The organism is Amycolatopsis sp. NPDC114503, from assembly GCF_055633655.1.
This window is the reverse complement of the sequence record NZ_JBVKDT010000010.1, coordinates 276484-299371: the sequence shown is the minus strand read 5'-3', so window position 1 is coordinate 299371 and position 22888 is coordinate 276484. Positions and strand designations below refer to the sequence as shown.

The 22888-nt window shown below is 68.8% G+C and carries 22 protein-coding genes and 1 pseudogene; 12 read left to right on the top strand and 11 right to left on the bottom strand.

Translation table 11 applies throughout. From position 1 onward, the window contains the following. Positions 1-53 precede the first annotated feature (53 nt). From ACZ7OI_RS36390 to ACZ7OI_RS36380, 3 genes are read left to right on the top strand one after another with little or no spacing between them, the layout of a single operon-like run. Positions 54-1022 (top strand): hypothetical protein, encoded by a 969-nt coding sequence (locus tag ACZ7OI_RS36390; RefSeq protein WP_470268618.1) that lies wholly within the window; start codon positions 54-56, stop codon positions 1020-1022. Beyond that, positions 1019-2326 carry a hypothetical protein gene (locus ACZ7OI_RS36385; RefSeq protein WP_470268617.1) on the top strand — a complete coding sequence of 436 codons (1308 nt, stop codon included), beginning with the start codon at positions 1019-1021 and terminating at the stop codon, positions 2324-2326. The genes ACZ7OI_RS36390 and ACZ7OI_RS36385 overlap by 4 nt, the downstream gene beginning before the upstream one ends. Before the next feature lie 3 nt (positions 2327-2329). After that, the gene (locus ACZ7OI_RS36380; protein WP_470268616.1) at positions 2330-3049 is read left to right on the top strand and encodes an ABC transporter ATP-binding protein; all 720 of its coding nucleotides are present in this window, start codon (positions 2330-2332) and stop codon (positions 3047-3049) included. Here ACZ7OI_RS36380 and ACZ7OI_RS36375 read toward each other — a convergent pair. From ACZ7OI_RS36375 to ACZ7OI_RS36335, 9 genes are all read right to left on the bottom strand, one after another. Then, positions 2994-4019: a LysR family transcriptional regulator gene (locus ACZ7OI_RS36375; RefSeq protein ID WP_470268615.1), complete on the bottom strand. Its 1026-nt coding sequence runs from the start codon at positions 4017-4019 to the stop codon at positions 2994-2996. The two genes, ACZ7OI_RS36380 and ACZ7OI_RS36375, sit on opposite strands and share 56 nt — an antisense overlap. Before the next feature lie 62 nt (positions 4020-4081). After that, a complete protein-coding gene (locus tag ACZ7OI_RS36370) occupies positions 4082-5152 on the bottom strand; it encodes a zinc-binding metallopeptidase family protein (RefSeq protein ID WP_470268614.1) in 1071 nt (356 codons plus the stop codon). A 37-nt stretch (positions 5153-5189) separates the two neighbouring features. After that, positions 5190-6890 carry an ABC transporter substrate-binding protein gene (locus ACZ7OI_RS36365; protein WP_470268613.1) on the bottom strand — a complete coding sequence of 567 codons (1701 nt, stop codon included), beginning with the start codon at positions 6888-6890 and terminating at the stop codon, positions 5190-5192. Further along, positions 6887-7831 carry a LysR family transcriptional regulator gene (locus tag ACZ7OI_RS36360; protein ID WP_470268612.1) on the bottom strand — a complete coding sequence of 315 codons (945 nt, stop codon included), beginning with the start codon at positions 7829-7831 and terminating at the stop codon, positions 6887-6889. The genes ACZ7OI_RS36365 and ACZ7OI_RS36360 overlap by 4 nt, the downstream gene beginning before the upstream one ends. Beyond that, positions 7824-8834: an ABC transporter ATP-binding protein gene (locus ACZ7OI_RS36355; protein ID WP_470268611.1), complete on the bottom strand. Its 1011-nt coding sequence runs from the start codon at positions 8832-8834 to the stop codon at positions 7824-7826. The genes ACZ7OI_RS36360 and ACZ7OI_RS36355 overlap by 8 nt, the downstream gene beginning before the upstream one ends. Continuing rightward, the gene (locus tag ACZ7OI_RS36350; RefSeq protein WP_470268610.1) at positions 8834-9841 is read right to left on the bottom strand and encodes an ABC transporter ATP-binding protein; all 1008 of its coding nucleotides are present in this window, start codon (positions 9839-9841) and stop codon (positions 8834-8836) included. The genes ACZ7OI_RS36355 and ACZ7OI_RS36350 overlap by 1 nt, the downstream gene beginning before the upstream one ends. Further along, entirely contained in the window at positions 9838-10803 is a 966-nt protein-coding gene (locus ACZ7OI_RS36345) for an ABC transporter permease (RefSeq protein WP_470268609.1), read from the bottom strand. Before ACZ7OI_RS36345 ends, ACZ7OI_RS36350 begins: the two co-directional genes overlap by 4 nt. Continuing rightward, positions 10800-11840, bottom strand: coding sequence for an ABC transporter permease (locus ACZ7OI_RS36340; RefSeq protein WP_470268608.1), 1041 nt, complete (start codon positions 11838-11840; stop codon positions 10800-10802). Before ACZ7OI_RS36340 ends, ACZ7OI_RS36345 begins: the two co-directional genes overlap by 4 nt. A 96-nt stretch (positions 11841-11936) precedes the next feature. Next, on the bottom strand, positions 11937-12896 hold the full coding sequence (locus ACZ7OI_RS36335) for a GlxA family transcriptional regulator (RefSeq protein WP_470268607.1): 960 nt from the start codon (positions 12894-12896) through the stop codon (positions 11937-11939). Between the two features lie 121 nt (positions 12897-13017). On the opposite strand from ACZ7OI_RS36335, the gene ACZ7OI_RS36330 reads away from it, so the two are divergent. From ACZ7OI_RS36330 to ACZ7OI_RS36315, 4 genes are read left to right on the top strand one after another with little or no spacing between them, the layout of a single operon-like run. Beyond that, positions 13018-13662 (top strand): DJ-1/PfpI family protein, encoded by a 645-nt coding sequence (locus tag ACZ7OI_RS36330; protein WP_470268606.1) that lies wholly within the window; start codon positions 13018-13020, stop codon positions 13660-13662. Between the two features lie 10 nt (positions 13663-13672). Next, positions 13673-13978 (top strand): hypothetical protein, encoded by a 306-nt coding sequence (locus ACZ7OI_RS36325; protein WP_470268605.1) that lies wholly within the window; start codon positions 13673-13675, stop codon positions 13976-13978. After that, the gene (locus ACZ7OI_RS36320) at positions 13975-14430 is read left to right on the top strand and encodes a DUF2269 family protein (RefSeq protein ID WP_470268604.1); all 456 of its coding nucleotides are present in this window, start codon (positions 13975-13977) and stop codon (positions 14428-14430) included. Before ACZ7OI_RS36325 ends, ACZ7OI_RS36320 begins: the two co-directional genes overlap by 4 nt. Then, positions 14427-14690 (top strand): hypothetical protein, encoded by a 264-nt coding sequence (locus tag ACZ7OI_RS36315; protein WP_470268603.1) that lies wholly within the window; start codon positions 14427-14429, stop codon positions 14688-14690. The genes ACZ7OI_RS36320 and ACZ7OI_RS36315 overlap by 4 nt, the downstream gene beginning before the upstream one ends. Here ACZ7OI_RS36315 and ACZ7OI_RS36310 read toward each other — a convergent pair. Next, positions 14687-17353: an AAA family ATPase gene (locus ACZ7OI_RS36310; RefSeq protein ID WP_470268602.1), complete on the bottom strand. Its 2667-nt coding sequence runs from the start codon at positions 17351-17353 to the stop codon at positions 14687-14689. The genes ACZ7OI_RS36315 and ACZ7OI_RS36310 overlap by 4 nt on opposite strands. A gap of 116 nt (positions 17354-17469) precedes the next feature. Here ACZ7OI_RS36310 and ACZ7OI_RS36305 point away from each other — a divergent pair, with 116 nt between their 5' ends. The 3 genes from ACZ7OI_RS36305 (at position 17470) to ACZ7OI_RS36295 (ending at position 20917) form a co-directional block, all read left to right on the top strand. Further along, complete coding sequence (locus tag ACZ7OI_RS36305) at positions 17470-18312, top strand: NmrA family NAD(P)-binding protein (RefSeq protein WP_470268601.1); 843 nt, start codon at positions 17470-17472, stop codon at positions 18310-18312. A 12-nt stretch (positions 18313-18324) separates the two neighbouring features. Continuing rightward, positions 18325-18741, top strand: coding sequence for a Dabb family protein (locus ACZ7OI_RS36300; protein ID WP_470268600.1), 417 nt, complete (start codon positions 18325-18327; stop codon positions 18739-18741). A gap of 271 nt (positions 18742-19012) precedes the next feature. Continuing rightward, positions 19013-20917 carry an ABC-F family ATP-binding cassette domain-containing protein gene (locus tag ACZ7OI_RS36295; RefSeq protein WP_470268599.1) on the top strand — a complete coding sequence of 635 codons (1905 nt, stop codon included), beginning with the start codon at positions 19013-19015 and terminating at the stop codon, positions 20915-20917. On the opposite strand, the pseudogene ACZ7OI_RS36290 reads toward ACZ7OI_RS36295, so the two are convergent. After that, positions 20825-21397: pseudogene (locus ACZ7OI_RS36290) on the bottom strand (MFS transporter); the annotation flags it as partial. The gene ACZ7OI_RS36295 and the pseudogene ACZ7OI_RS36290 overlap by 93 nt on opposite strands. A 173-nt stretch (positions 21398-21570) precedes the next feature. Here ACZ7OI_RS36290 and ACZ7OI_RS36285 point away from each other — a divergent pair. After that, positions 21571-21927: a winged helix-turn-helix transcriptional regulator gene (locus ACZ7OI_RS36285; RefSeq protein WP_470268598.1), complete on the top strand. Its 357-nt coding sequence runs from the start codon at positions 21571-21573 to the stop codon at positions 21925-21927. Between the two features lie 45 nt (positions 21928-21972). Then, positions 21973-22842, top strand: coding sequence for a cyclase family protein (locus ACZ7OI_RS36280; RefSeq protein WP_470268597.1), 870 nt, complete (start codon positions 21973-21975; stop codon positions 22840-22842). The last annotated feature ends 46 nt before the right edge of the window (positions 22843-22888 follow it).

Genomic DNA, 22888 nt, shown 5'->3' with positions numbered 1-22888 from the left:
GCGCCGCGTCTCCACGGCAGCAAGCACGCATCAGCGACGAGAGCGAGCTTTCCGTGCGCCTGATCCTCTCTCTCCTTTTCGCGGGAACCCTTTTCGCCATTCCGGCGGTCGTTCTACTGGACGTCGTTCTCGCGCAGGAGGCGCGCAGCGAGACCGCGGCGGACCACGTCGGGGTGCCGTTCGTCTGGCCGGAACGCCCGCAGGCGGCCGATCCTGAGACGACGCTGCGCATTCTCGCGGAAGCGGCGGAGGCGACCGGTGCCACGGTGGTGCGCACCACCGTCAACACCCAAGGGGAGCGGAAGCGCATCACGCATTACGTCCTGCTGGGCGGTGACCGGACGGCTCTGTTCGGCGAATTCACGCTTGAGCGCGGGCGCTGGCTGAGCCCGGCGGAGTCGCGCGATGGTTCGGCGGAGGTCTCCTCGGAGGATGCTCACGAGGCAGGAAACGTCGGCGTGCCAGCGGTTTTCGCCAACCGGTACGACCTCACGTTCGCGCCGTTGCGCCGGGCTTTCGATGCCTTGCCCAGCTCCGGGAGGTATGTGGTGGATGCGGGACCAGCCACGGATCGCTTTCTCGCCCTCGTCCGCGAGCGGTTGGTCGAAGCCGGGGTCACTGGGCTGACCGTCGGCGAGCTGGCTCCGCCAGACCACGGTGAACAGCCGGCGGAAACCGGACCGGGGATGAGAATACTGGCGTATCTTCTCGCCGCTGTGTCCACTGTGGTCATCGCATTCCGCTTGCTGCGCGAGGGAAAGCGGATCGGCGTGCTGCGCCTGATCGGGCATCCCGCGACCCGGATCTGGTACGAGATCGTGGGAAGAACCCAGATCGCCGCCGTTCTCGCCGGACTGGGCGCGTGCGTCGCAGTCGTCCTCGCCGTTCCCGGCGTGGACTCGTCGTTCCTGTACGCGGTCGCGCCGGTGGCAGCGGCCGGATTCGCGGCGACGCTGGGCATCGGGCTGATCGTCGTCAACCGGGTGCGTATTTCGGACCTCGTCAAAGGAAGCCTGCAGTGAAGCACAGGACGCATCATCGTTCGCCGTTCGGCTTGGCGATCGCCGCCCCGGCCTTGGTGAAAGCCGTTTGCGGAGCGATCCTCGCGGTGCTGGCCGTAGTGGTCTGGCAGCAGTTCTCCGAGCTGGCGAAACAACAGGAGTTGCTGGCGCCGTGGGAGAAAGTCCAGGGATACGCGGTTTTCTACCCGCGCCTGACCGGAAACGACCAGCAGGAAATGGAAACCGGGGGCAACGCCTCGTCGGTCGCGGAAGCACGCGACCTCTACCCGGTGCTCGACCAAGCCGGCGCGCTCTTCGTCGACGCCGCCAACTACGAACCGGGCACGCCGCCGGACCCGACGTCGCGGTGGCCGGTGCCGCCGATCCGGGTCAACACGCATTATCTCGAGCAGTACCCGATCCTGGACGCCTCCCGGAAGCCGATCACGGTCGCCGCCGACGATCCGGCGTGGGTCGTCGCGGTTCCCGAGCAATTCAAGCCGCGGGAAGCGCAAATCAGGCAACTCCTGCAGGAAACCCGCACCGGCGGCCCGGGAATCACCGGTGCGACCCAAGCGGAGCTGCGCATCACCGGGGATCAGCCGCGGTTCACGACACAGAGCGTCCGGATCGTCTGGACCGCCTCGGGGCAGGGCGTGTTCAGCTACGACCCGCAGGTCAATCCCGGGCACGGCAACCTGATCACGGATCCGATCGTCGAGATCATGACCCCGGCGAACAGCCTCGCCGTCGACCGGCTCAACGCGATCACCGGCGGTTTGGACACCGGGCTGAAAGTCCGCGTCGGCGACAATCCGGCGGCCACGCTGGCGGCACTCGGCCCGAAGCTGAAGGAACTCAAGCTCGACGACAACCTGCGGCACCTGGTCACCGTGCACGAGGCCATGGCGACGCAGCTCGACCAGGTGCGCGGCGGCATCACGCAGATCACCGTGTTCGCGGGCGCGGCGTTGTTCGTCCTGGTCGCCCTGACCGCGGTGATCGTGGTCATCGGTTCCGACCGGCTGCGCCGCAGGCTGACCGTGCGGAGACTGCACGGCATCGGATTCACCCGCTCCTACCGGGAACTGCTGGTCGCTCTCGGCGGCACGTGGCTGGGCCAAACCGTGCTCGCCGCCATCGGACTGGCGGTGCTCGCGACGAACACCCTGTCCTCCTCGGATACCACGGTGAGCCCGCTGGACCGCTTACCGGAGCTGGTTGCCGTATCAGTGGTATCTCTGCTGATCGAGGTGGGGTTCGTGGTCGTGACCGCTCGCATCGTGGAACGCCGGAACACGGTCAAACGCTTGAAGGAGCTGTGACCCATGGAATTCTCGTGCGAACTCCGGGGAATCCGGAAACAGTACGGCCGCCACGAGGTCCTGGACGACTTCGACCTCACCGTCGAACCAGGGGAATTCACCGCGCTCACCGGTGCGAGCGGAGCGGGGAAGTCGACCGTTCTGAACCTGCTGGGCCTGCTGGAAGCGCCCGGCACCGGTGAGGTCCGCCTCTTCGGCGAGCGCGCACCCCGGCCGCGGTCCCGCGCAGCGAACCTGCTGCGGCGCAACCGGCTGGGATATCTGTTCCAGAACTTCGCCCTCATCGACAGCGAGACGGTCGAGCGCAATCTGGAGGTCGCGCTCACTTATGCCAAGCGGGGAACCCCGAAGCAGGACCGCATCAAGGAGGCTCTCGCCCAGGTCGGGCTGCGCCGAGCGGAACACCGAAAGATCCACTCGCTGTCCGGCGGCGAACAACAACGAGTCGCCGTGGCGCGGCTGCTGCTGAAACCGTGCGACCTGATCCTGGCCGACGAACCGACGGGGTCGCTCGACGCCAAGAACCGGGACCGGGTCTTGGATCTCCTTCAGAAGCTGAATGAGGCGGGCAAAACAATCATCATCGCGACGCACGATGACGCGGTGGCGCAGAGGTGTTCTCGAGTGGTGGATCTTTCCGCCCACCGCGCGGAGACAACGGAGCCGGTCATGGAAGCCGAAGCACCGCCTGCTCCACCGAAGCACACCCCGGCTCGTCGATAGGCGGCAGAATGTCCGCCGGATCCGCGCACACCCCGCGGATCACGTCCGCCACCCGCAGCAGCAGACCGAGCCGGGGGTGATGCGGCGGCCAGGCGATCCCGATCTCCCGCGGCGACACGATCTCGCTCAGCGAGAATCGGGTGACGCCGCGATGGCGTTGCCCGAGTGCCAGTTGCGGGACGATCGAATACCCGACATCCGCGGCGACCAGCGGTTCGACGACGTGGATCTTGTCGGTGCCGAAGACCCAGTTCGGCTCGATGCCCTGGCGGCGGAGTTCGGCCGCGACCTCCATTTGTTCGCTGGTCAGGCACACCATCGGCAGGCCGCGCAGGTCCGCCGGCCGGACGCGGGGCACCGAAGCCAGCGGGGCGTTCCGGGGGGCGAGCAGGATGAACGGGTCGCTGAACAGTTCCAGGCCGTGTGCCTCCCCGCTTTGCAGGGGGAAGATGACGAACGCGATGTCGATTTCGCCGAAGCGCAGCAGTTCCTGCAGGCGGACGTCGTCGTCGACTTCGATGGGTTTGATGCGGCACGGGATGTGCTGCGTGCGCATCGCGGCCAGCACGAGCGGCATCACCCGCACCGCGACGCTCGAGAACACGCCGATCCGGACGGTCGGTTCGCGGCCGTCCCGCATGTCCTGGATGTGCCTCGTCGCGGTGCGGAGGATGACCTGTACTTGTTCGGCGGCGTTGACCAGGGCGATCCCGGCGTCGGTGAGCCGCACCTGTCGTTGCCCGGACGTCCGGCGGACCAGCACGACGCCGAGCCGCCGTTCGATCGACGCGATGCGCTGGCTCACCGCGGGCTGGCTGCAGCCGAGCGCGACTGCGGCCGCCGCGAAGGAGCCCTCGTTGGCGACCGCGTAGAGCGCTCTCAGCTGCAGCAGCGTGAGGCGGCCGTTGTCAGACCAGATCGCGTCCAGCACAACCCGGCCGAGCCGGTTCCGTCGTTCCGCGCCGATCATGGGCTGGCCTCCTTGCCGGGTGGTGCCGGGACGCCGGGAAACTCAGAGTTCCCGGAGCGGGCTCATCGGGTCCCTCCGGCGAGGCAGAACGCGGCGGCGAGATCGATCGTGCCTGCCAGGTCGGCCAGGTCCGCCACTTCGCCGGAGCTGTGCATGTGCCGGATGGGGATATTGATGACGCCGCACCGGATACCAGCGGCGACCGCTGCCATGGCGTCGGCGTCGGAGCCGCTTTCGTCGCCGTAAGCCTCGATGGTGTAAGGGATTCCGAGCTCTTTGGCCAGCATCCGCAAGCTGCGCGCCATGGGTTCGTCGGTGACGGCGCCGCGGCCGATGGCCGGGCCGGACCCGAGCCGGTGGTCGCCGGTCTTGCGTTCGATGCCGTCTTCCGGGATGTCGCTGGCGAAAGTCGTGTCGATCGCGAGCGCGAAATTCGGTTCCGTCGCGTAAACCGCGCTCATCGCGCCGTGATAACTCGTTTCCTCGCGCACGCTCGCGACCACGGAGATCTCGGCGGTGACCGACGCCGCGGCCGCCGCGCGAGCCGCTTCGAGGACGGCCAGCGCGCCGAGCCGGTTGTCCAGCGCCGGCGCGGCGATCCGGCCGTTGAGCAGGTCGACCGGAGACGAACCGAACACCACCGGGTCGCCGACCGTGATCACCGATTGCGCGTCGGCCCGGCTGGTCGCTCCGATGTCGATCCACAGATCGGCCATTTTCGGCGTCGAATCGCCGTCGTTCAAATGCGGCGGCGCGGTGCCGATCACGCCCGGCACCCGGCCGTCTTCGGCGAGGACCACGACATGCTGGCCGTACAGGATCGCGGCGTCCCAGCAGCCGATGCTGACCGCCCACAGCCGTCCGGCCTCGTCGATGTGGCTGACGCTCAGCCCGATTTCGTCGATGTGCCCGATCAACGTGATCCGCGGCGTGCCGCCCGGGTTCAGCACCGCGTGGCCGCTGCCGAGCGGATCGACGTGCACGTCCGCGAATTCCCCCGCAAGGTCGACCCAGGCGCGCACCGGTTCTTCCTCGTAGCCGGACGGCCCGCGCGCGGCGAGCAGCGGCAGGAGACGCCGGCGCAACGTGGCGGCGTCGGGCGAGTATCGCGAGGAACCGTCGGGGTTCGGCATGCCACTCCTTGTACGGGGCAGGGGTTTTCGGGGGAGGTCAGCGCAGCCAGGCGACACCGGGCAGGAATCCGAACTGGCCGCTGAACCGGTAATTGCCGAGCCGCGCCGAGGTGAAATCGATCCATTTCGGCACGAACATGGACACCCACGGGGCCTGGTCGGTGACCGAGCGGTCCACCTCGGCCCACACCGCGTTCGCCGCGTCCGGATCGGTGTTGGCCAGCCGCAGCGCTTCGGTCATCCGGGCGTCGACGGCCGGATCGCAGAATCCGCCGACGTTCGGGCTCGCGTCCGAATTCGGCACGAACGCGGCACAGGACGTCAGCACTTTCAGGAAATCGCTCGGAGCCGGATAGTCCTGGGACCAGTCGGTCAAGGCGACTTCGACGTGGTTTCCGGAATTCTGGACAAAGGGATACTGCAATCCTTCGTCCATCGGTTTCAGTGTGGCACGGTAGCCCAAATCGGTCAACAGCGTCTGCATGTACTCGCCCATCGCGATATGCATCCGGTTGTTTCCGGGCACCACCGAAACCGGGGTTCCGGCGGTGCCGGATTCCGCGACCAGCCGTTTCGCTTTCGCGAGATCGGCGCCGCGCCACGGACCGCGGCCGTTCGGGCCGGGGTCGATCGTCCACGGGCAGTATTGCTGGTATCCGGGGATGTTCGGCACCAGCACCTGGCAGGTCGGGACGGCCAGCCCGGCCCCGCCCGCCTGCAGCACCGCCGAGTTGCGGTCGAAAGCGTAATTGAGCGCCTGTCTCGCCTTGAGATTGTCGAACGGCGGAATCCGCGTGTTCAACGCCCAATACCAGACGTGCCCGAGCTGGTCGAGATGCAATTGCCGCGGATGGTCGACGCTGATCTCGTTCAGCCGGTCCGGCGGCGGCTGATCGACCGCGAGATCGGCCTGACCGTTGATCACCGCGGTGACCTGGTCGGTCGGCTCGAGGCCGAATTTCTGCACGATCTGGTCCGGATATCCCTCCGGGGCGGCGAGCGGAGACCAGGAGCGGAAATACGGATTGCGTTTCATCACGACGCGGTCGGTCGGATCGTAGCCTGCCCAGTAGTACGGTCCGGTCGAGCGCAGTTTCGTCACGTCCGAACCGACGTCGGCGGGCGGGGTGTCCGCGGGCAGGATCGACGCCAGCGGCTGGCCGAGCTGCTGCGGGAATTCGGGATCCGGTTCGGTCAGGGTGAAAGCGATCTTGTTGGTCGCCTCGTCGATCGAGATTCCTTTCGACAGATCGCAGGTTTCCGGGGTGTCGAGGCATTCTTTCGCGCCGGCGAGGACGTCGAACTGCGAGGACGTCGTCGGCCCGTGCACCTTGAACATCCGCTCGAAGGAGGCTTTGACGTCCTTCGGCCGGACCTCGCGCCCGTCGCTGAACCGGATCCCGGATCGCAGCGTGAAAGTCCACTTGAGACCGCCGTCGGTGGGTTTCGGGATTTCGGTCACGAGATCCGGGGCCACGTGCTGGCCGGTTTCCGGCCCGGACTTGGTGAACGCGGTGAGACCGTCGTAGGTCGCGGTGAAAAGAGTCCAGGACGACGTCGAGAAATTGACCATCGGATCGGCGGTGCCGACGTTGCCCGACGACAGCAAGACCTCGATCCCGCCCTGGTGCCCGTGATCGTCGGGCGCGACCGACGTCAGGTCCAGCGTGTCGTCCACCGCACAGCCGCTCGCGGCGAGGAGCACCAAAGATGCGAGCACCGCTGGAATCCGTCTCATCGCGCCATCCCCTCGCCGTCGACCGGCGGCAGGATCTCCGCCGAGCGGGCGCACACCCGCTGGATGATTTCGATGACTCCGCGAATGAACGCCAGCCTCGGGTGATAGCGCCGCCAGGCGATGCCGACGGTCCGCGCCGGGACCGTACCGGCGAGGGAAATCCTTCGTACGCCAGTAGTTCGGCCGCCGAGGGTGAGCCGGGGCACGGCGCCGTAGCCGAGGCCGGCGGCGACCATCGCCTCGACGGCGTGGTTGGTTTCCATCTCCAGCACCCAGTTCAGCTCCGCGCCGACGGACGCGGCCCAGGCTTCCATCGGGTCGCGCTGGCCGCGCAGGCCGATCAACGGCAGCCCGGCGAGCCGTCCGGGCGTGACCCGCTCCGCGCCGGCGGGCATGAGCAGCACGAACGGATCGGTGAGGAGTTCCGCGGTGAGCAGCGCCGGATCGGTGATCGGCAGTTTCACGAACGCGAGATCGACGTCCCCGTTGCGCACCAGCCGGGATACTTCGGTTTGCTGGTCCAGTTCCACCAATTCGATCCGGTAGTCGACGGGCTGCCGCCGCAGCGCCGCCATCATCGGCGGGATCACCCGCTCGCTCGCGCTGGTGAACAGACCGATCCGGACAGTCGCGTTCAGCCCCTTGCGGATCGTCTCGACCTGGCTGACGGCGACCGACAGGATCCCGCCGACCTGTTCCGCGGCGGCGACCAGGGTGTCGCCCGCTTCGGTCAGCGACACCCGGCGCTGCTGCCGGGACCGGTGCACCAGCAGGACCCCGAGCCCGCGCTCCAGGCTCGCGACCCGCTGGCTCACCGCGGACTGGGTGCAGCCGAGCGCGGTCGCGGCCCCGGCGAACGAGCCGGTCGCGGAGATCGCGATCAGTGCCGCGAGCTGCGGGAGCGTCGGACGGGCGGACTGGTCGGTGTCGGCGCTAGTCATCGCGAGCGGCCTTCGGTCCGGCCGGCGCCACCTGGACCGCCGGCTCAAGCGGATGGTGACAGGCGACCTCGCGGCCTGCGTGTTCCCTCGTCAGCGCCGGTTCTGTAGTGCGGCACACGCTGGTGGCGCGCGGGCAGCGCGGGTGGAACCGGCAGCCGCTCGGCGGGTCGAGCGGGCTGGGCACATCCCCGGCGAGCGTGGTGTCGCGCCAGTCCGCGCCCGCCGCCGGATCCGGAATCGGCACCGAAGCCAGCAGCGCCGCGGTGTAAGGATGTTGTGGCGCCGCAAAGATCTCACGGACCGGTGCCTGTTCGACGATCCGGCCGAGGTACATCACCGCGACCCGGTCGGAGGTGTGCCGGACGACGCCGAGGTCGTGCGCGATGAACACGTAGGTGAGCCCGAGCCGCTCCTTGAGATCGTCGAACAGGTTCAGGATCTGCGCCTGCACGGAGACGTCCAATGCGGACACTGGTTCGTCGGCGACGACCACGCGCGGCCGCAGTGCCAGCGCTCGCGCGATAACCGCACGCTGCCGTTGCCCGCCGGACAGCTCGTGCGGAAACCGGTCGGCGAGCTCAGCGGAAAGCCCGGTCAGGACAAGGAGTTCGGCGATGTCCTCCCGGTTCGCCGGTCGGCGGTGCACGCGCAGCGGTTCGGCGACCGAATCGCCGATCCGGCGGCGCGGATTGAGGCTGGCGTACGGGTCCTGGAAGATCATCTGCACCGACCGGCGGACCGGACGCAACCCGCGCCGGCCGGTTCGGCTGATCTCCGCGCCGTCGAAGGTGATCGACCCGCTGCTCGGCTGGTACAGCCGGACGAGGCAGCGGCCGAAGGTCGACTTGCCGCAGCCGGATTCCCCGACGAGACCGAGCGTTTCGCCGCGCCGCACGGACAGCGAGACCCCGTCGACGGCGCGCAGCCGTCCGGGACGGCCCAGCCGGTTTCTCCGTACCGGGAACCATTTGACCAGGTCTGTGGTGCTCAGGAGATCAGACATCAGGCGGTTCTCTTTTCGTCCGGGGTCGACGCGTGCCGCAGCAGGCAGGCGTCGAAATGCTCCTGGGCCGAAGGCAGCAGAACCGGCCGTTGCCGGACGCACACCGCTTCCGCGTCAGGACATCGCGGCGCGAACGCGCAGCCCGGCCCGATGTCGGCTGCCAGCGGCGGCAGGCCCTCGATGGAGGGCAGCCGGGCGGGGCGGGGCACGTCCAGCCGGGGAATCGAGCCGAGCAGCCCGACGGTGTAGGGATGCCGCGGCCGGGCGAACAACTGCGCGGTCGGCGCCTGCTCGACGATCCGCCCGGCGTACATCACCTGCACCCGCGACGCGATTCCGGCGAGCACGCCGAGGTCGTGCGTGATCAGGACGACGCTGGTGCCGGTGCGCGCGCTCAGGTCCCGGATGATGCGCAGGATCTGGGCCTGCACCGAGACGTCCAGCGCGGTGGTCGGCTCGTCGGCGATCAGGATGTCGGGTTCGCAGGACAGTGCCATCGCGATCATCACCCGCTGCCGCATGCCGCCGGAGAACTGGTGCGGATAGTCCCGCGCGCGGGCTCCCGGGCTCGGGATGCCGACCATCTCGAGCAGTTCGACGGCGCGGCGACGAGCGGCTCGCATGCCGATCCGGCGATGCTGACATATCTGTTCGGCGATCTGCCATCCCACGCGGTACACCGGGTTCAGCGACGTCATCGGGTCCTGGAAGATCATCGCGATCCGGTCGCCCCGGTAGTCGCGCATCCTCTTGGCGGGCAGGGCGAGGAGGTCCTGGCCGTCGAACAGCACCCGGCCGCTGACGACCGCGTTGCCGTCGCGGATGAGGCCGAGCAGCGCGAGCATGGAGACCGATTTGCCGGAGCCGGATTCGCCGACCACGCCGAGGGTTTCGCCCGCCCGCAGCTCGAACGACACGTCGTCCACCACCCGCACCAGGCCGCCGCGCGTGCGGAACTCCACGGTCAGGCCTTCTGCCGACAGGACTTTCTCCGACGGGGTCGTCATCGCACTCGGATCCTCGGGTCAAGGGCGGCGTAGCCGAGGTCGACCAGGAGGTTCACCAGCACGACGGTGAACGCGCCGTACAGCGTCACCGCCATCAGCACCGGCAGGTCGAATCGGCTGAGCGAGTGGAAGGTGAGGTTGCCGACCCCGGGCAGGCCGAACACCTGCTCGGTGAGCACCGCGGCCCCGCCGAGCATGGCCCCGAGGTCGAGGCCGAACAGGCTGACGAACGGGATGAGCGAGTTCCGCAGCACGTGCCGCAGCAGCACCCGGGATTCGGATAGCCCTTTCGCCCGCGCGGTGAGCACGAAATCCGACCGGTCGACCTCGATCAGACCGGCCCGCAGCACGCGTGCGTACAGTCCGGCGGTGCCGATCGCCAGCGTGATCCACGGGAACAGCAGCTGCTCGAACCACTTCAGCGGGTTGACGTTGATCGGCGTGTAGCCGAGTTCCGGCAGCCAGCTGAACAGACTGGTATGCCAGGAGCCCTGGGTAAGCATGTTAACGACGCCGCCTAGCCAGTACACGGGAAGCGACATGCCGACCAGACCGAGGCCCATCAGCAGGGGATCGACCGCCCGGCCGCGGAAGACCGCGGCGAGCGTGCCCGCGCCGAGCGCGAGCAGCAGCCAGATCACCGCGGCCCCGCCGACCAGCGACAGCGTGACCGGAATCGTCTTGGCCACCCGGGAAAGCACCGGGCCGCGATCGGTGTAGGACACCAGGTCCCGGTCGATCACCAGGCGCTTCATCATGGCGAAGTACTGCTCCGGCAACGGTTTGTCGAGACCGAAGTCGGCCCGGATCTGCGCGATCACCTGCGGCGTCGCCTGTTTGCCCGCGATCTGCCGCGCCGGGTCGACGCCCGGGGTCTTGAAGAAGATCAGGAACACCAGGACGCTCACCGCGATCAGCACGCCGGCCGCGGAGAACACCCGGCGCACGACGTAGCCGATCACCGGGCACGCATCCGCAGTTCGGCCTTCGGGTCGAAGGCGTCCCGGATCGCGTCGCCGAGGATGTTCAGCACGCACACGGTGATCGCGAGCAGCGCGCCGGGCACGATCGCCATCAGCGGCCGGTTGCGCAGCAGTTGCGTGCCGTCCTCGATGATCGTGCCCCAGCTCGCGGCGGGCGGGTGCACGCCGATGCCGAGGAACGACAGCCCTGACTCCAGCAGCATCGCCGTCGCGACCATCAGGGGGAACAGCACGACCACCCGGGACAGCACGTTCGGCAGGATTTCCCGGCGGATGATCCGGCCGTGCCCGGCGCCGTAGGACGTCGCCGCGCCGACGTAGTCCGCGGCGCGCACGGACAGCACCGCGCCGCGCACCGGCCGCGCGACATAAGGCACATAGACCACACCGATAATCAGGACAGGCAGCGCGAGACTGCCGGAACTGACCCGGACGAAACCGAGGCTGATCCCGGACGCGAAGCTGATCGCGGAGATCGAGATCGCCAGCATCAGCACCGGAAACGCCCATACGACGTCCAGGATCCTGGACAGCACGCCGTCGACGACACCGCCGACGTACCCGGCGATCAGCCCGACCACCAAGCCCCCGGCGCAGGCGACGAGGCCGGCGAGCACCCCGATCACGAGGGTGTTCCGGCCGCCGTACAGGATCCGCGCGGCGACGTCCCGGCCGTCCCCGTCCGCGCCGAGCAGGAAATGCGCCTCGCCGGTCGGCCCGATCGGCAGCACGCCGACGCCCTGGGGCGCTGGCTGCAGCAGCGGCAGCACGGTTCCGTCGTCGAGCACGGTGGTGCCGACCGGGTTGGCCACGAACGCATCGGTGCCGGAGACGTGGCTGGCGTACAGCGGCGCGAGCAGGCACAGCACCACGATCGCCGCGAGGACCGCCGCCGACACCATGACCCGGGAACTGCGGAGCAGCGCCCGGAGGCCTCGCCGCCACGGCCCGCCGCCGGACTCCGGTTCTGCTCGCGGACCGACGATCGCCGGCTGCGCGGGATGGGGCTCGGTCACCTGGCCACCCCCTCGGCTTCGCCCTCCTGTGGGCAAAAGCTAGAGAAGGTTCACGATTTTCGGCAAGAAGACCGGCATCGCATTCGATAAGACGGCCTAATGGGCTGACCGTTTTGTTCCCGGCCGGAACACTTTCCGGTAGGCGCCGGGCGTCACGCCGACGACCTGGCCGAACTGGGAACGGAAGTTGCTCGTCGTGGGAAATCCGGTCTGCGCGGCGATCCGGTCGACGGTGTGGTCGGTGGTTTCGAGCAGTTCTTGCGCCTGCCGCAGGCGCACTCCGGCCACCCATTGCATGGGGCTTTGCCCGGTTTCGTCCTTGAACCGCCTGGTCAGCGTGCGGACGCTCAGCCCGGCCGCGGCGGCGATGTCCGCGAGCGCGAGGTCCCGGTACGCGTTTTCCTCGATCCAGGCCACGACCTGGTCGAGAGCGGTCGCGCGGCTGGGCGCGCGATTGCGGACGATGTATTGCGCCTGTCCGCCGGGCCGGTGCAATGGCGCGACGGCAAGGCGCGCGGCATCGGCCGCGACGGCGGTTCCGTAATCGGTCTGGACGATGTGCAGGCACAGATCAATTCCGGCGACAGCGCCCGCGGAAGTGAGGATTTTCCCGTTGTCGGTGTAAAGAACGTCGGGATTCAATCGGACGGCCGGGTATTTGCGCGCGAATTCGTCGGCGGCGAGCCAATGCGTTGTCGCGTCCCGGCCGTCGAGCAATCCTGCTTCGGCGAGCGTGAATGCCCCGACGCAGATCGACGCGATGCGCGTGCCGCGGTCGGCGGCGGCGCGCAAAGCTTCGAGGACGGCGGGCGGTGCGGGGTTCCGCGGGTTCTCCCGTCCGGGCACCACGATGAGGTCGGCGCGCTGGAGGGCCTCCAGTCCCTCGTCGATCGTCAGCCGCAGCGGGCCGGCCTCGATCGCGCGCTCCGGACCGGCGACGACGGTCCGGTACCCCGGGCGGCCGTCCGGGAGCCGGACGCGCCCGAAGGTCTCGATGGGCGTGGCCAGATCGAAGGGGATCGTGTCCGGGAGGGCGAGCACCGCCGTGGTGTACATCCCTGCAGAGTAAGGCATCTACCGCATGGCCAGATACAGGCGGAAGGTGTCTAGATAGCCATTGTGGAGATCATCTCGGAGAGCTTCGATGGACGAAAGCGTCCATCGGAAGGAACCGCTCATGCTCCGCGCTCAGTTCGTGCTCTTCGACGGGTTCGACCCGCTCGACACCATCGCGCCGTTCGAGGTGCTGTCGGCGGGAAGCGACTTCCTCGGCGGCAAGCTCGCCGTGGAACTCGTGAGCGCGGACGGGCCCGGCGTCGTGCGCTCCGGCGTCCCCGGGCTCACCCTGACCGCGACCGCCGCGTTCGATCCGGACGCGTCCGGCTACGTCCTCGTCCCCGGAGCCGCCGGGCCGGTGGACGGCGATCCGGACGCGGACGTCGAGACCATTCCGGTGCTGTTGTCGCGCTTCGCTTCGGGGGACGCGATGCCGTTGCTGCGGCGCGCGTTCGAGAATCCGGACAGCACGGTCGTGACCATCTGCGGGGGCTCGCTCGCGCTGGCGATGGCCGGGCTGCTCGAAGGCCGCACCGCGACGACGCACGTGCTGGGCATCGACCTCCTCGACGCCTCCGGTGTGAACGCCGTCCGCGCCCGGGTCGTGGACGACGGCGATCTCATCAGCGGCGGTGGCGTCACCTCTGGGCTCGACGTGGCTCTCTACGTGCTGGAGCGCGATTTCGGCTCGCCCGCCGCGCGTGCCGTCGAGGAGCTTTTCGAATACGAACGCCGCGGCATCACCTGGAAATCTTCGCAATCCTGAAAGGAACTACGTGCACACCATTGTCGGCACCTGGTTGCTGCGAATGAAAACGCCGATCGGAACCATGGAAGCCACTTATACCTTCGACGAAGCGGATGGCGTGTTGCGGGGCAGCGCCAGCAGTGGCGGTGAAATCACGCCGCTCACTGACCTCGCGGTCTCCGGGAACAGGTTCACTTGGCGGCAGCGCATCACCCGGCCGATGCGGCTCAACCTCGAATACGAGGTCACCGTCAATAGCGACTCCCTTTCCGGGGAATCCCGCGCCGGTCGGCTTCCGCGCACCACGGTGACCGGGGAGCGGATCTCCGCGTGAACGCTTTCCTGTTGTCGGTTCATGTACTGGCGGCCATTCTCGCCATCGGCCCGGTCGCCGTCGCCGCGAGCATGTTCCCGGCCGCCGCCCGGCTCGCCCCCGAAGACCCCAAAAAAGCTGCGACGCTCCAAGTTCTCCACCGCACGACCCGCGTCTACGCGGTGATCGGGGTGCTCGTGCCGGTCTTCGGCATCGCGACCGGCGCGCGGATAGGAGTGCTCGGAGATACCTGGCTGATCGTCTCGCTGATCCTGACTGTCGCCGCTGCCGGAATTCTGGTTGCTCTTGTCCTGCCCGGTCAGAAAAGCGTCCTCGACGCACTCGGATCCGAGCGGCAGCCGGTCGGCTCAGCTCGCCTGGGAATGACGACGGGCATCTTCAACCTGCTCTGGGCGGCGGTCGTCGTGCTGATGATCTACCGTCCCGGCTCGACGACGGGAGTGGGATTGTGAGCCCGCGGCGGATTCTGGAAATCATCGGCTCGGCGGAGTTGGTCACGCTCGTGCTGCTGCTGGGAAATGTGGTGACCGTGCATCAGCCGGAGTTCTCGCGGGTGCTCGGCCCGGTGCACGGGTTGGCTTATACGGCCACGGTGATCGCCGCTGTAGTGGTGATGGGCGGCCGTCATCGGGTGTGGCTGCTGGCGCTGATTCCGGGAATCGGCGGGCTTCTGGCGGCTCGGGCTGCTTTGCCCGCGAGGCCGCGCGTCTAGTCCGCGTCGCGGAGATCAGGCATATCTCTGAGCTGCCTCCGTGACGTGATACCGAGCTTGCGAAAGATATTACGAAGGTGGGCGTCCACCGTCCGAGGGCTGAGGAACAGCCGCGTCGCCACCTCCTTGGACGTGGCCCCCGCGGCGACCTCGCGCGCGATGTGCATCTCCTGCATGGTCAACCGGTCGTAGGTATGCGCGGACCGGCTGCGCGCCACCTCCCCGGTAGCGCGCAGCTCATCGGCGGCCCGTCGCGTGAACGCCTCCAGCCCGATCTTCGACAGCTGCTCGTGCGCCGTCCGCAGCTGCTCGCGCGCGTCACGACGGCGGCCCGCGCGGCGCAGCCATTCCCCGTACCGCAGGTGTGCCCGCGCGACCTGCACGGAAAGCGGACTGTCCGTCAGATACGAGAGCGCCGCGAGGTAGCCGTCTTCCGTGTCGTCGACCATCGCCCGCGCGCCCGCCGCGACGCCGAGCGCGAAGCTGGTGCCAGCGGGCTCGGTGCGCTCGACCAGCGCATCCAGCGCTGACCGGGCGACGGCGTCCTCTCCGCACCGGACGGCGGCTTCGATTTGCTCGGGCAGCGCGATGCCGGTGATGAAAAGGTCACCGCTCGCGACGGCCTGCGTGGCGGCTTCGAAAGCGGCCGGGTAATCGCCGAGGCCGTTGTGCAGCACGGCCATCGCCCAGTGGGCGTTCGCGGTCAGCTGGCCGGTGCGCTGGCTCGTGAGCTCGGAGAACAGGTCGAGCACCTCCTGCCGGCGGCCGAGCATCGCCGCCAGGTGCACCCGCGGGTAGAGCTGCGGCGGATCGCCGAGGGCGTCGGCGACCGCTTCTTCTTCGGCGATCGCGGCCATCGCCTGTCCGAAGTTCCCGGTGAGCACCCCGTGCACCGCCGCCTGCGAGAGACCGAGCCGGACGGTCATCGGCGATCCCGTCGACTGCCCGGTCCGCGTCAGCCATTCGACGACCGTCTGGTGCAGGTCAAGGTCCCACAGTTCGCCCGCGAGCACGGTGGCCAGCGCGGGCGTGCGGGTCCAGCCCTGGTCGTCGCCGGTGAGAACCTGCCGGATCGCCGGCACCCCGACGCGGTGTCCTTCGGTGGTCAAGCGCACCAGCGCGGCCAGGAGATCCGGCGGCCCGGACGGGGGCGCGGCGGCGAGCACCCGGTCCAGCACGCCCGCGGCCCTCCCGACGACCAGGCCCATCTCCAGTGCCGCGACCAGGAACTCGCGCGACCGTTCCGGATCGCTGTCCGCGAGCTGCCGCGCGGCTCGCAGGATGATTTCCGGACCGCGAACCGCCCCGTCCGCGCCTTGGACGAAGGCGATCTGCCCGCGCACCAGGTCGACCGAGGCGTGCTGCGGGATCGCCAAGGTCGAGGTATCGATGCTGGTCAGCAGGTCGGCCGCCGCTTCGGTCCGGCCTGCCGCGAGCGTCGCCCGCGCGGCCGCCAGCGTGCGTTCGACCTGCTTGCCGGGGTCGAGCGACAGCGCGGCGGCACGCTCGAGGAACGCCGCGGCGGCCGCTACGCCACCACGGGCTTGCGCGCGGGACGCAGACAGCTCCAGCTCCGCCGCGACGTCTTCGTCCGGCCCGGAGGTGGCTTGCGCCCGGTGCCAGGCGCGCCGGTCGCCGGCGGTGTCCGGATCGGTGGCGTCGGCCAGCGCCCGGTGCGCCGTCTGCCGCTGTTTCGGCTCAGCCGCGCGGTAAGCGGCCGAGCGCGCCAGCGGATGACTGAAGCGGGCCCGGGTGTCGAACTGAATCAGCCCCGACGCTTCAGCCGCGGCGCTCGCGGCGGGCACGTCGAGGTCCAGCTGTCGCGCGGCCGCCCACAGGAGACCGGGATCGCCGGTGGGATCGGCGCTCGCGAGGATCAGCAGCTCCCGTGCGTCCTGTGGCAATTCCGCCATTCTGGCGAGGAAACTCCGCTCGATCCGGCTCGCGATCGGCGACGGCGTCGGCAGCGCGAAACCGCCGGCTTTCGGCAGCTCGATCAGCGCCAGCGGGTTGCCGCGGGCTTCGGCGAGCAGGCGATCGCGCACCCGCTCGTCGAGTGTCACGGTCTTCTCCCCGGCCAGCAGCTCGCGTGCATGCGCGTCGCTCAGGCCGCCGACGGTCAGCCCGGGCAGTTCGTCCAGCCCCGGGACCGGGTCCTGGTCGCGGGCGGCGAACACCATCGCGATCGGCTCGGCCGAGATGCGCCGGGCCAGGAACGTCAACGCCCGCGCCGAGGCGGCGTCCAGCCAGTGCGCGTCGTCGATCACGCACAGCATCGGACGTTCCGCGGCCGCGGCGGCCAGCAGTTCGAGCGCGGCGAGACCGACGCGGAAGGGGTCCGGTGCGCCGTCGGCCAGCCCGAAGGCGACCAGGAGAGAGTCGCGGTAGGGGGTCGAGAGGGCGTCGAGGTGCGCCATTGCCGGAACGCACAGCTGGTGCAGCGCCGCGAACGGCATCTCGCCCTCGAACTCCGACCCGGACGCGCGGATCCGCTGAAACCGCTCCGCGGCCTGTTCTAGGTGGTCCAACAGCGCGCTCTTGCCGATCCCCGGCTCACCGCGCAGGACGAGCACCCCGCCCTCGCCCCGCTCCGCCGCACGGACCAGCGCGAGAAGGCGGTCGACCTCGTCGTGGCGGCCGATGAGGGAGGACGTCGTGGGCATGGTCCGAACCTTAGGGCAGACAGGCCGTAGGCGAAGTAGGTGATTGTCACCGACGCGAGCGGCGGGGCGTCCGGGCGATGGTGGTGACAGGACACCAGAGGAAAGGAAATTCCACAATGGACACCGTGCTCGTCACCGGCGCGACCGGAACCGTCGGGTCCGCGCTGATTCCCGCGCTGCAGGCTCGCGGCAGCACCGTCCGCGCCATGACCCGGGGCCGTCCCGTCGACGGCGTCGAGACCGTCATCGCCGATCTGCGGGACCCGGCGTCGATCGCCGCGGCGCTGAAGGGGGTCGACGCGGTGTTCCTCAACAGCCCGTCGGCGCCTGACGCCGCAGAGTTGCAGATTCAGTTCGCCGACCTGGCCCGCGACGCCGGCGTCAACCGGCTCGTGCTGCTCTCCCAGTACGCGGCCCGCGCCGATTCGCCGGTGCGATTCCTGCGCTGGCACGCCGAAGTCGAGGCGCACGTCGAGAAGATCGGGCTCGACTACACCGTGCTTCGGCCCAATCTCTATCTGCAGGCGTTGCTCAACTTCTCCGCCACCATCGCGCAAGGATTCTTCGCCGCGCCCATCGGCGACGCGGCCGTGAGCGTCATAGACACCAGAGATATCTCAGCTGCCGCCGCTGCTGTACTAACCGGCAGCGGACACTCCGGCCGTACCTACACCCTCACCGGTCCGCGCGCCGTGACCCACGCCGAGATCGCCGCCGCGCTCTCGGCCGCCACCGGACGGGACATCGCCTTCCACGACGCACCCGCCGACCAGTTCGCCGCCGCGCTGACCGGCCTGCTCCCGTCGTGGCAGATCGGCGGTCTCGTCGAGGACTACGCCCATTACGCCCGCGGCGAGGCCGCCGAGGTGCACACCTCCGTCGCCGATCTCACCGGACGTCCCGCGCGCGACCTCACCGATTTCGCCCACGACTACGCCGCCGCGTTCGCGGCTCTCTGAAAGGAAAATCCGATGATCTACCACAGCATCCGGTTCACGCTCAAGCCTGGAGTCACGGCGGAGGAGAAGGCCGGGGTCTTCGCGAAAATGCGCGAACTGCTCGACGAGATCCCGGCGGTCAAGGCCCGCGTCGTCGGCCCGGATTTCGGCGGGAAGTACGAATTCGGCGCCGTGCTGGTGGTCGAGGACATCGAGGGGTACTCGGACTACATGAACCACCCGGCGCACCTCGAACTGGACCGGGTGGGACTGCCGTTCGTGGACGAGTTCGTGTCGTCCGACATCACCGACGACCCGGATCCCGAGATCGGCGCGAAGATCGCCGAGGTGCACCGGATCCGGTTCGAGAACGTGCCGGACATCGCGGAACTCATCTCCGGTCTCGCCGCGTACACCGGCAGCGCGGCACCCGGCAAACACGGCAACTGACGCGGCGTGACGGGCGTGGTTTCGCTGGTGAACCACGCCCGTCGCGTTAATTCGTTCGCGCCGCGACCGGGCCGTTGGGTAAACTGACGTCAGCTGCTGCCGTTCATCGGAGAGGGAACATTGATCTTCTGAGGTTCAGAGACACCGCGACCCGGGTTCTTCCGCCCGTCGCGCGTCTGGCCTCGGATGACGGCAGCCCCGTCCCGTAACCCGCGTGCTGTGCCGCGGTGTCTCCACGTTCTTGTCCAATCACGAACGAGGAGTCACGCCTATGTCTTCGTCCATTGTGTGCACGGACCTCAGTTTCGCCTGGCCGGACGGCGAGGTCGTCTTCGACCGGTTCACCCTGGCGATCAGCGAGGGCCGCACCGGGCTCATCGGGCTCAACGGTTCCGGAAAATCCACTCTGCTTCGGCTGATTTCCGGTGAGCTGAGGCCGACCGCGGGCTCGATCAGCGTGTCCGGCGAACTCGGCTACCTGCCGCAAAACCTGATCCTCGCCTCCGAGCGCCGCGTCGACGAGGTGCTCGGCCTGGCGGAGATCAGGGCCGCGCTCTCCGCCATCGAACGCGGGGAGGCCAGCGAACGCCATTTCGCGACCGTCGGCGACCAATGGGACGTCGAGGAACGCACCCGCGCGACGCTCGGTCAGCTCGGCCTCTCGCACGTCGCGCTCGACGCACGGTCGGGGGAGCTGTCCGGCGGCGAGCTGATCCTGCTCGGCCTCGCCGCGCAGTTCCTGCGGCAGCCGGACGTGCTCGTGCTCGACGAACCGACCAACAACCTGGACGTGCGCGCCCGGCGACGGGTCGGCGAGGCGGTCCGGGCGTGGAAAGGCGTGCTGGTACTGGTATCTCACGATCGCGAGTTGCTGCGGCACGTCGACCGGATCGGCGATCTCCGTTCCGGGGAGGTGACCTTCTACGGCGGGAATCTGGAGGACTACGAGGCCGCGGTGGCGGTCGAGCAGGAGGCGGCCTCGCGCATGATGCGGGTGGCGGAGTCGGATCTCAAACGGCAGAAACGGGAGCTGATCGAGGCCCGGACAAAGCTGGACCGGCGCGCTCGGTACGGCCGGAAGCAGTGGGAGAACAAGCGCGAGCCCAAGGTCCGGATGCGCAAACGTCAGGAGGACGCGGAGATCGCCGCCGGCAAGCATCGGACGATGCATCTCGACAAGGTGGCGGAGGCCAAGGAGCGGCTGAAGGAGGCCGAGGGCGCGGTCCGCGCCGACGACGAGATCCGGATCGATCTGCCGGAAACCACGGTGCCGTCCGGAAAGGAAGTGCTGACCCTGTCCGATGTGGAGCTTCGGAACGGCGTCTCGGTGAATCTCGCGCTGCGCGGTCCGGAGCGCATCGCGCTGGTCGGTCCGAACGGTTCCGGCAAAACCACGCTGCTGCAAACGATCACCGGGGCGATCGAGCCGCGTTCCGGGACCGTCCAAGTCCCGGTTCCGGTGCGCTGGCTGCCGCAACGGCTCGACCTTCTCGACGACACGTTGTCCGCCGCGCAGAACGTGGCCCGGGCGGCTCCGTCCGCGTCGGACAACGAGATCCGCGCTCAGCTCGCGCGGTTCCTGTTGCGTGGCAGGCAGGCGGATCAGGCGGCCGGAAGCCTTTCCGGCGGCGAGCGTTTCCGGGCGACGCTGGCGACGTTGCTGCTGGCGGAACCAGCACCGCAACTGCTGTTGCTGGACGAGCCCACCAACAATCTGGACCTGGCCAGCGTCCGCCAGCTGTCGCAGGCACTGAAGGCTTATGCCGGTGCGCTTATCGTGGTGAGCCACGACATTCCGTTCCTGCGCACGCTCGGGGCGACGAGGTGGGTGCAGCTCGGGTCCACAGTGGAGGAAACAGCGGTCAGTGCCGCCGCGAAGCCCGTCCCGCAGCCGAGATCGGAGACAGGCTGCGGCCGTTGCGGCGGAAACGACGATCCGCGCGAACGCCGACGCGAACCCCGGCCGCAGAAACAGCCGGACTTGCAACAACGGTTCCCGAAGCCGAAGCTGTCGGCGTACGAACACAATCCCCGCAACAACGCCGGCTGCGGTGCACAACAACCCGCGCAACGGCGCGACGGTAATTTCCTGCAGCCCGTAGACAATCCCGCCAATCGCCGCGACCGACCACAGCAGGCTCGGGATCTCCCACCCGGCAGCCGCCTGCCCGACTGATTCGGGCAGCAACCACACCGCCAGCGCGATCGTGAGCACCGCGAGCGGCACGAGCGCGAGGAAAACCCAGCGCCAGCCCGGTCCTTCGGTCAGCAACCCGCCGACGACCGGCCCCAGCGCGTTCCCCGCTCCCAGCGTGGTGACCCACATCCCGTTGGCGAACGCGAGACTTCGCCCGGAAAAGAGCGAACCGATCGTGCCGACGACCCCCGCCAGAATCAACGCGCTGGCAACGCCGAGCAATCCTCGGCACACAATGAGCAACGCCGCGCTGGTGGCAGCCGCAGCCACCGCATTGAACGCGGCTAATGCGCTCACCCCCAGCACCAGCACGCGTTTCCGCCCGTACCGGTCGCCCGCGCGAGCCGCCCCGACCATCGCGACCGCCAGCGCGAGCGGGTACACGTCGACGATCCACGCCCGCGCCGGCGCGGACACCCGCAGTTCGGAGGCGATCCGCGGCAGCGCGGTGTTGACCATGCCAAGGGCGAGACTTCCGCCGAGCACCCCAGCCAGCAAAGGAATCAGAACGAGCCCGCGCCGCGGCTCCACCCGGGTCAACGCCATGCGACGATCCTGTCCGGACACCCCCGCACCCGACAAGTACGGACTTCGCCGTCCAGTACGCACCGAATGGATAGTGAGGAGGCCGGATGCGTCCGCAAACGGAGAAGGCCGTGCGAGCGTGGCGGACGACCTGTGCCGCCGAGATCACGACGATGGTGCTCGGCGGCGCGTGGAAGCCGAGCATCCTGCATGCACTGGCCGACCACGGCGTGCTCCGCTTCGGCGAACTCTCGCGCCTGCTGTCAGATCTCACCGACCGCGTCCTGACACGCCAACTACGCGAACTGGAAGCCGACGGCCTGCTGCGGCGCGTCGTGTATCCGCAGGTGCCGCCGAAGGTCGAGTACAGCCTCACGGAACTGGGCGAAAACGCTCAGGAAGTCTTGAACGCGATGGCGGCGTGGGGCCGGTCCTACGCCGCGAAGCACGACCCCGGCCGATGATCCGCCGCGCCGTCCCATCGGCGGTTTTTCCGTAGGATCAAAGTCATGAGCGAGCGGGACGAACTGCCGAGCAACTGGGGCCGCTGGGGCGCCGACGACGAACTGGGCACGCTGAATCTGATCACCGACGAGGTCCGCGAACGAGGCGGGCGCGAAGTGCGCACCGGCCGCTCGGTCTCCCTCGCGGTGCCGATCCGGCCCGCACCAGTGCTGAGCGGTCCCTTCCCGCCTCGGACCGCCGAAGAGTCGCCGGTGCAGCAGCTCATGCTGTACACCGGAAGCCCCGCGCTCGCGCACGCAGACGTCATGACGGTGACGAATCACCACACCCTGTCCACGCACCTGGACGCGCTGGCGCACATCCCGCAGGACGGACAGGTGTACCCGGGCCGCCCGGCGAACGAGAGCGTCACGATGGGCGGCGTCGCGCACGGGTCGACCACGGCGTTCGCCGAAGGCATTGTGACCAGGGGAGTTTTGCTGGATCTCGGTGCCGACGGCCCGGTGCCCGCCGATCGCGCGATCACCGGGCGGGACCTCGATGCCGCGGAGGAACGCTTCGAGGTCCGCCTTGAATCCGGCGACGCGCTGGTCGCGCGGTTCGGCTGGGTGCAGACCCGCTACCGCGGAAACCCGATGCCCGGCATGAGCATCGACGCGGTGCGGTGGATGCACGACCGCGGGGTGTCGCTGTATGCCGGAGACCTCTCGGACGTTTACCCGCCTTCGCAACCGTTCGCGATGCACGGGGTGGCCCTCCCGAGGTTGGGCATGCCGCTGATCGACGCCGTGGACGCCGACGAACTCGCCACGGTGTGTGCCGAGCTTGGCCGGTACAGCTTTCTCTTTGTCGCCGCACCGCCGCGGATCCTCGGGCTGACGGGGGTTCCGGTCAATCCGCTCGCGATTTTCTGAGCAGCCTTGGTCTTCCCCGTCGGGCCGTTTTTGGTGGCTGCAAGGG

What these genes read in the sequence shown, in the direction of transcription:
- ACZ7OI_RS36380 (WP_470268616.1), top strand. Translation starts at nt 2,330, where the DNA reads ATGGAATTCTCGTGCGAACTCCGGGGAATCCGGAAACAGTACGGCCGC.
- ACZ7OI_RS36375 (WP_470268615.1), bottom strand. Translation starts at nt 4,019, where the DNA reads ATGATCGGCGCGGAACGACGGAACCGGCTCGGCCGGGTTGTGCTGGAC.
- ACZ7OI_RS36370 (WP_470268614.1), bottom strand. Translation starts at nt 5,152, where the DNA reads ATGCCGAACCCCGACGGTTCCTCGCGATACTCGCCCGACGCCGCCACG.
- ACZ7OI_RS36365 (WP_470268613.1), bottom strand. Translation starts at nt 6,890, where the DNA reads ATGAGACGGATTCCAGCGGTGCTCGCATCTTTGGTGCTCCTCGCCGCG.
- ACZ7OI_RS36360 (WP_470268612.1), bottom strand. Translation starts at nt 7,831, where the DNA reads ATGACTAGCGCCGACACCGACCAGTCCGCCCGTCCGACGCTCCCGCAG.
- ACZ7OI_RS36355 (WP_470268611.1), bottom strand. Translation starts at nt 8,834, where the DNA reads ATGTCTGATCTCCTGAGCACCACAGACCTGGTCAAATGGTTCCCGGTA.
- ACZ7OI_RS36350 (WP_470268610.1), bottom strand. Translation starts at nt 9,841, where the DNA reads ATGACGACCCCGTCGGAGAAAGTCCTGTCGGCAGAAGGCCTGACCGTG.
- ACZ7OI_RS36335 (WP_470268607.1), bottom strand. Translation starts at nt 12,896, where the DNA reads ATGTACACCACGGCGGTGCTCGCCCTCCCGGACACGATCCCCTTCGAT.
- ACZ7OI_RS36330 (WP_470268606.1), top strand. Translation starts at nt 13,018, where the DNA reads ATGCTCCGCGCTCAGTTCGTGCTCTTCGACGGGTTCGACCCGCTCGAC.
- ACZ7OI_RS36310 (WP_470268602.1), bottom strand. Translation starts at nt 17,353, where the DNA reads ATGCCCACGACGTCCTCCCTCATCGGCCGCCACGACGAGGTCGACCGC.
- ACZ7OI_RS36305 (WP_470268601.1), top strand. Translation starts at nt 17,470, where the DNA reads ATGGACACCGTGCTCGTCACCGGCGCGACCGGAACCGTCGGGTCCGCG.
- ACZ7OI_RS36300 (WP_470268600.1), top strand. Translation starts at nt 18,325, where the DNA reads ATGATCTACCACAGCATCCGGTTCACGCTCAAGCCTGGAGTCACGGCG.
- ACZ7OI_RS36295 (WP_470268599.1), top strand. Translation starts at nt 19,013, where the DNA reads ATGTCTTCGTCCATTGTGTGCACGGACCTCAGTTTCGCCTGGCCGGAC.
- ACZ7OI_RS36285 (WP_470268598.1), top strand. Translation starts at nt 21,571, where the DNA reads ATGCGTCCGCAAACGGAGAAGGCCGTGCGAGCGTGGCGGACGACCTGT.
- ACZ7OI_RS36280 (WP_470268597.1), top strand. Translation starts at nt 21,973, where the DNA reads ATGAGCGAGCGGGACGAACTGCCGAGCAACTGGGGCCGCTGGGGCGCC.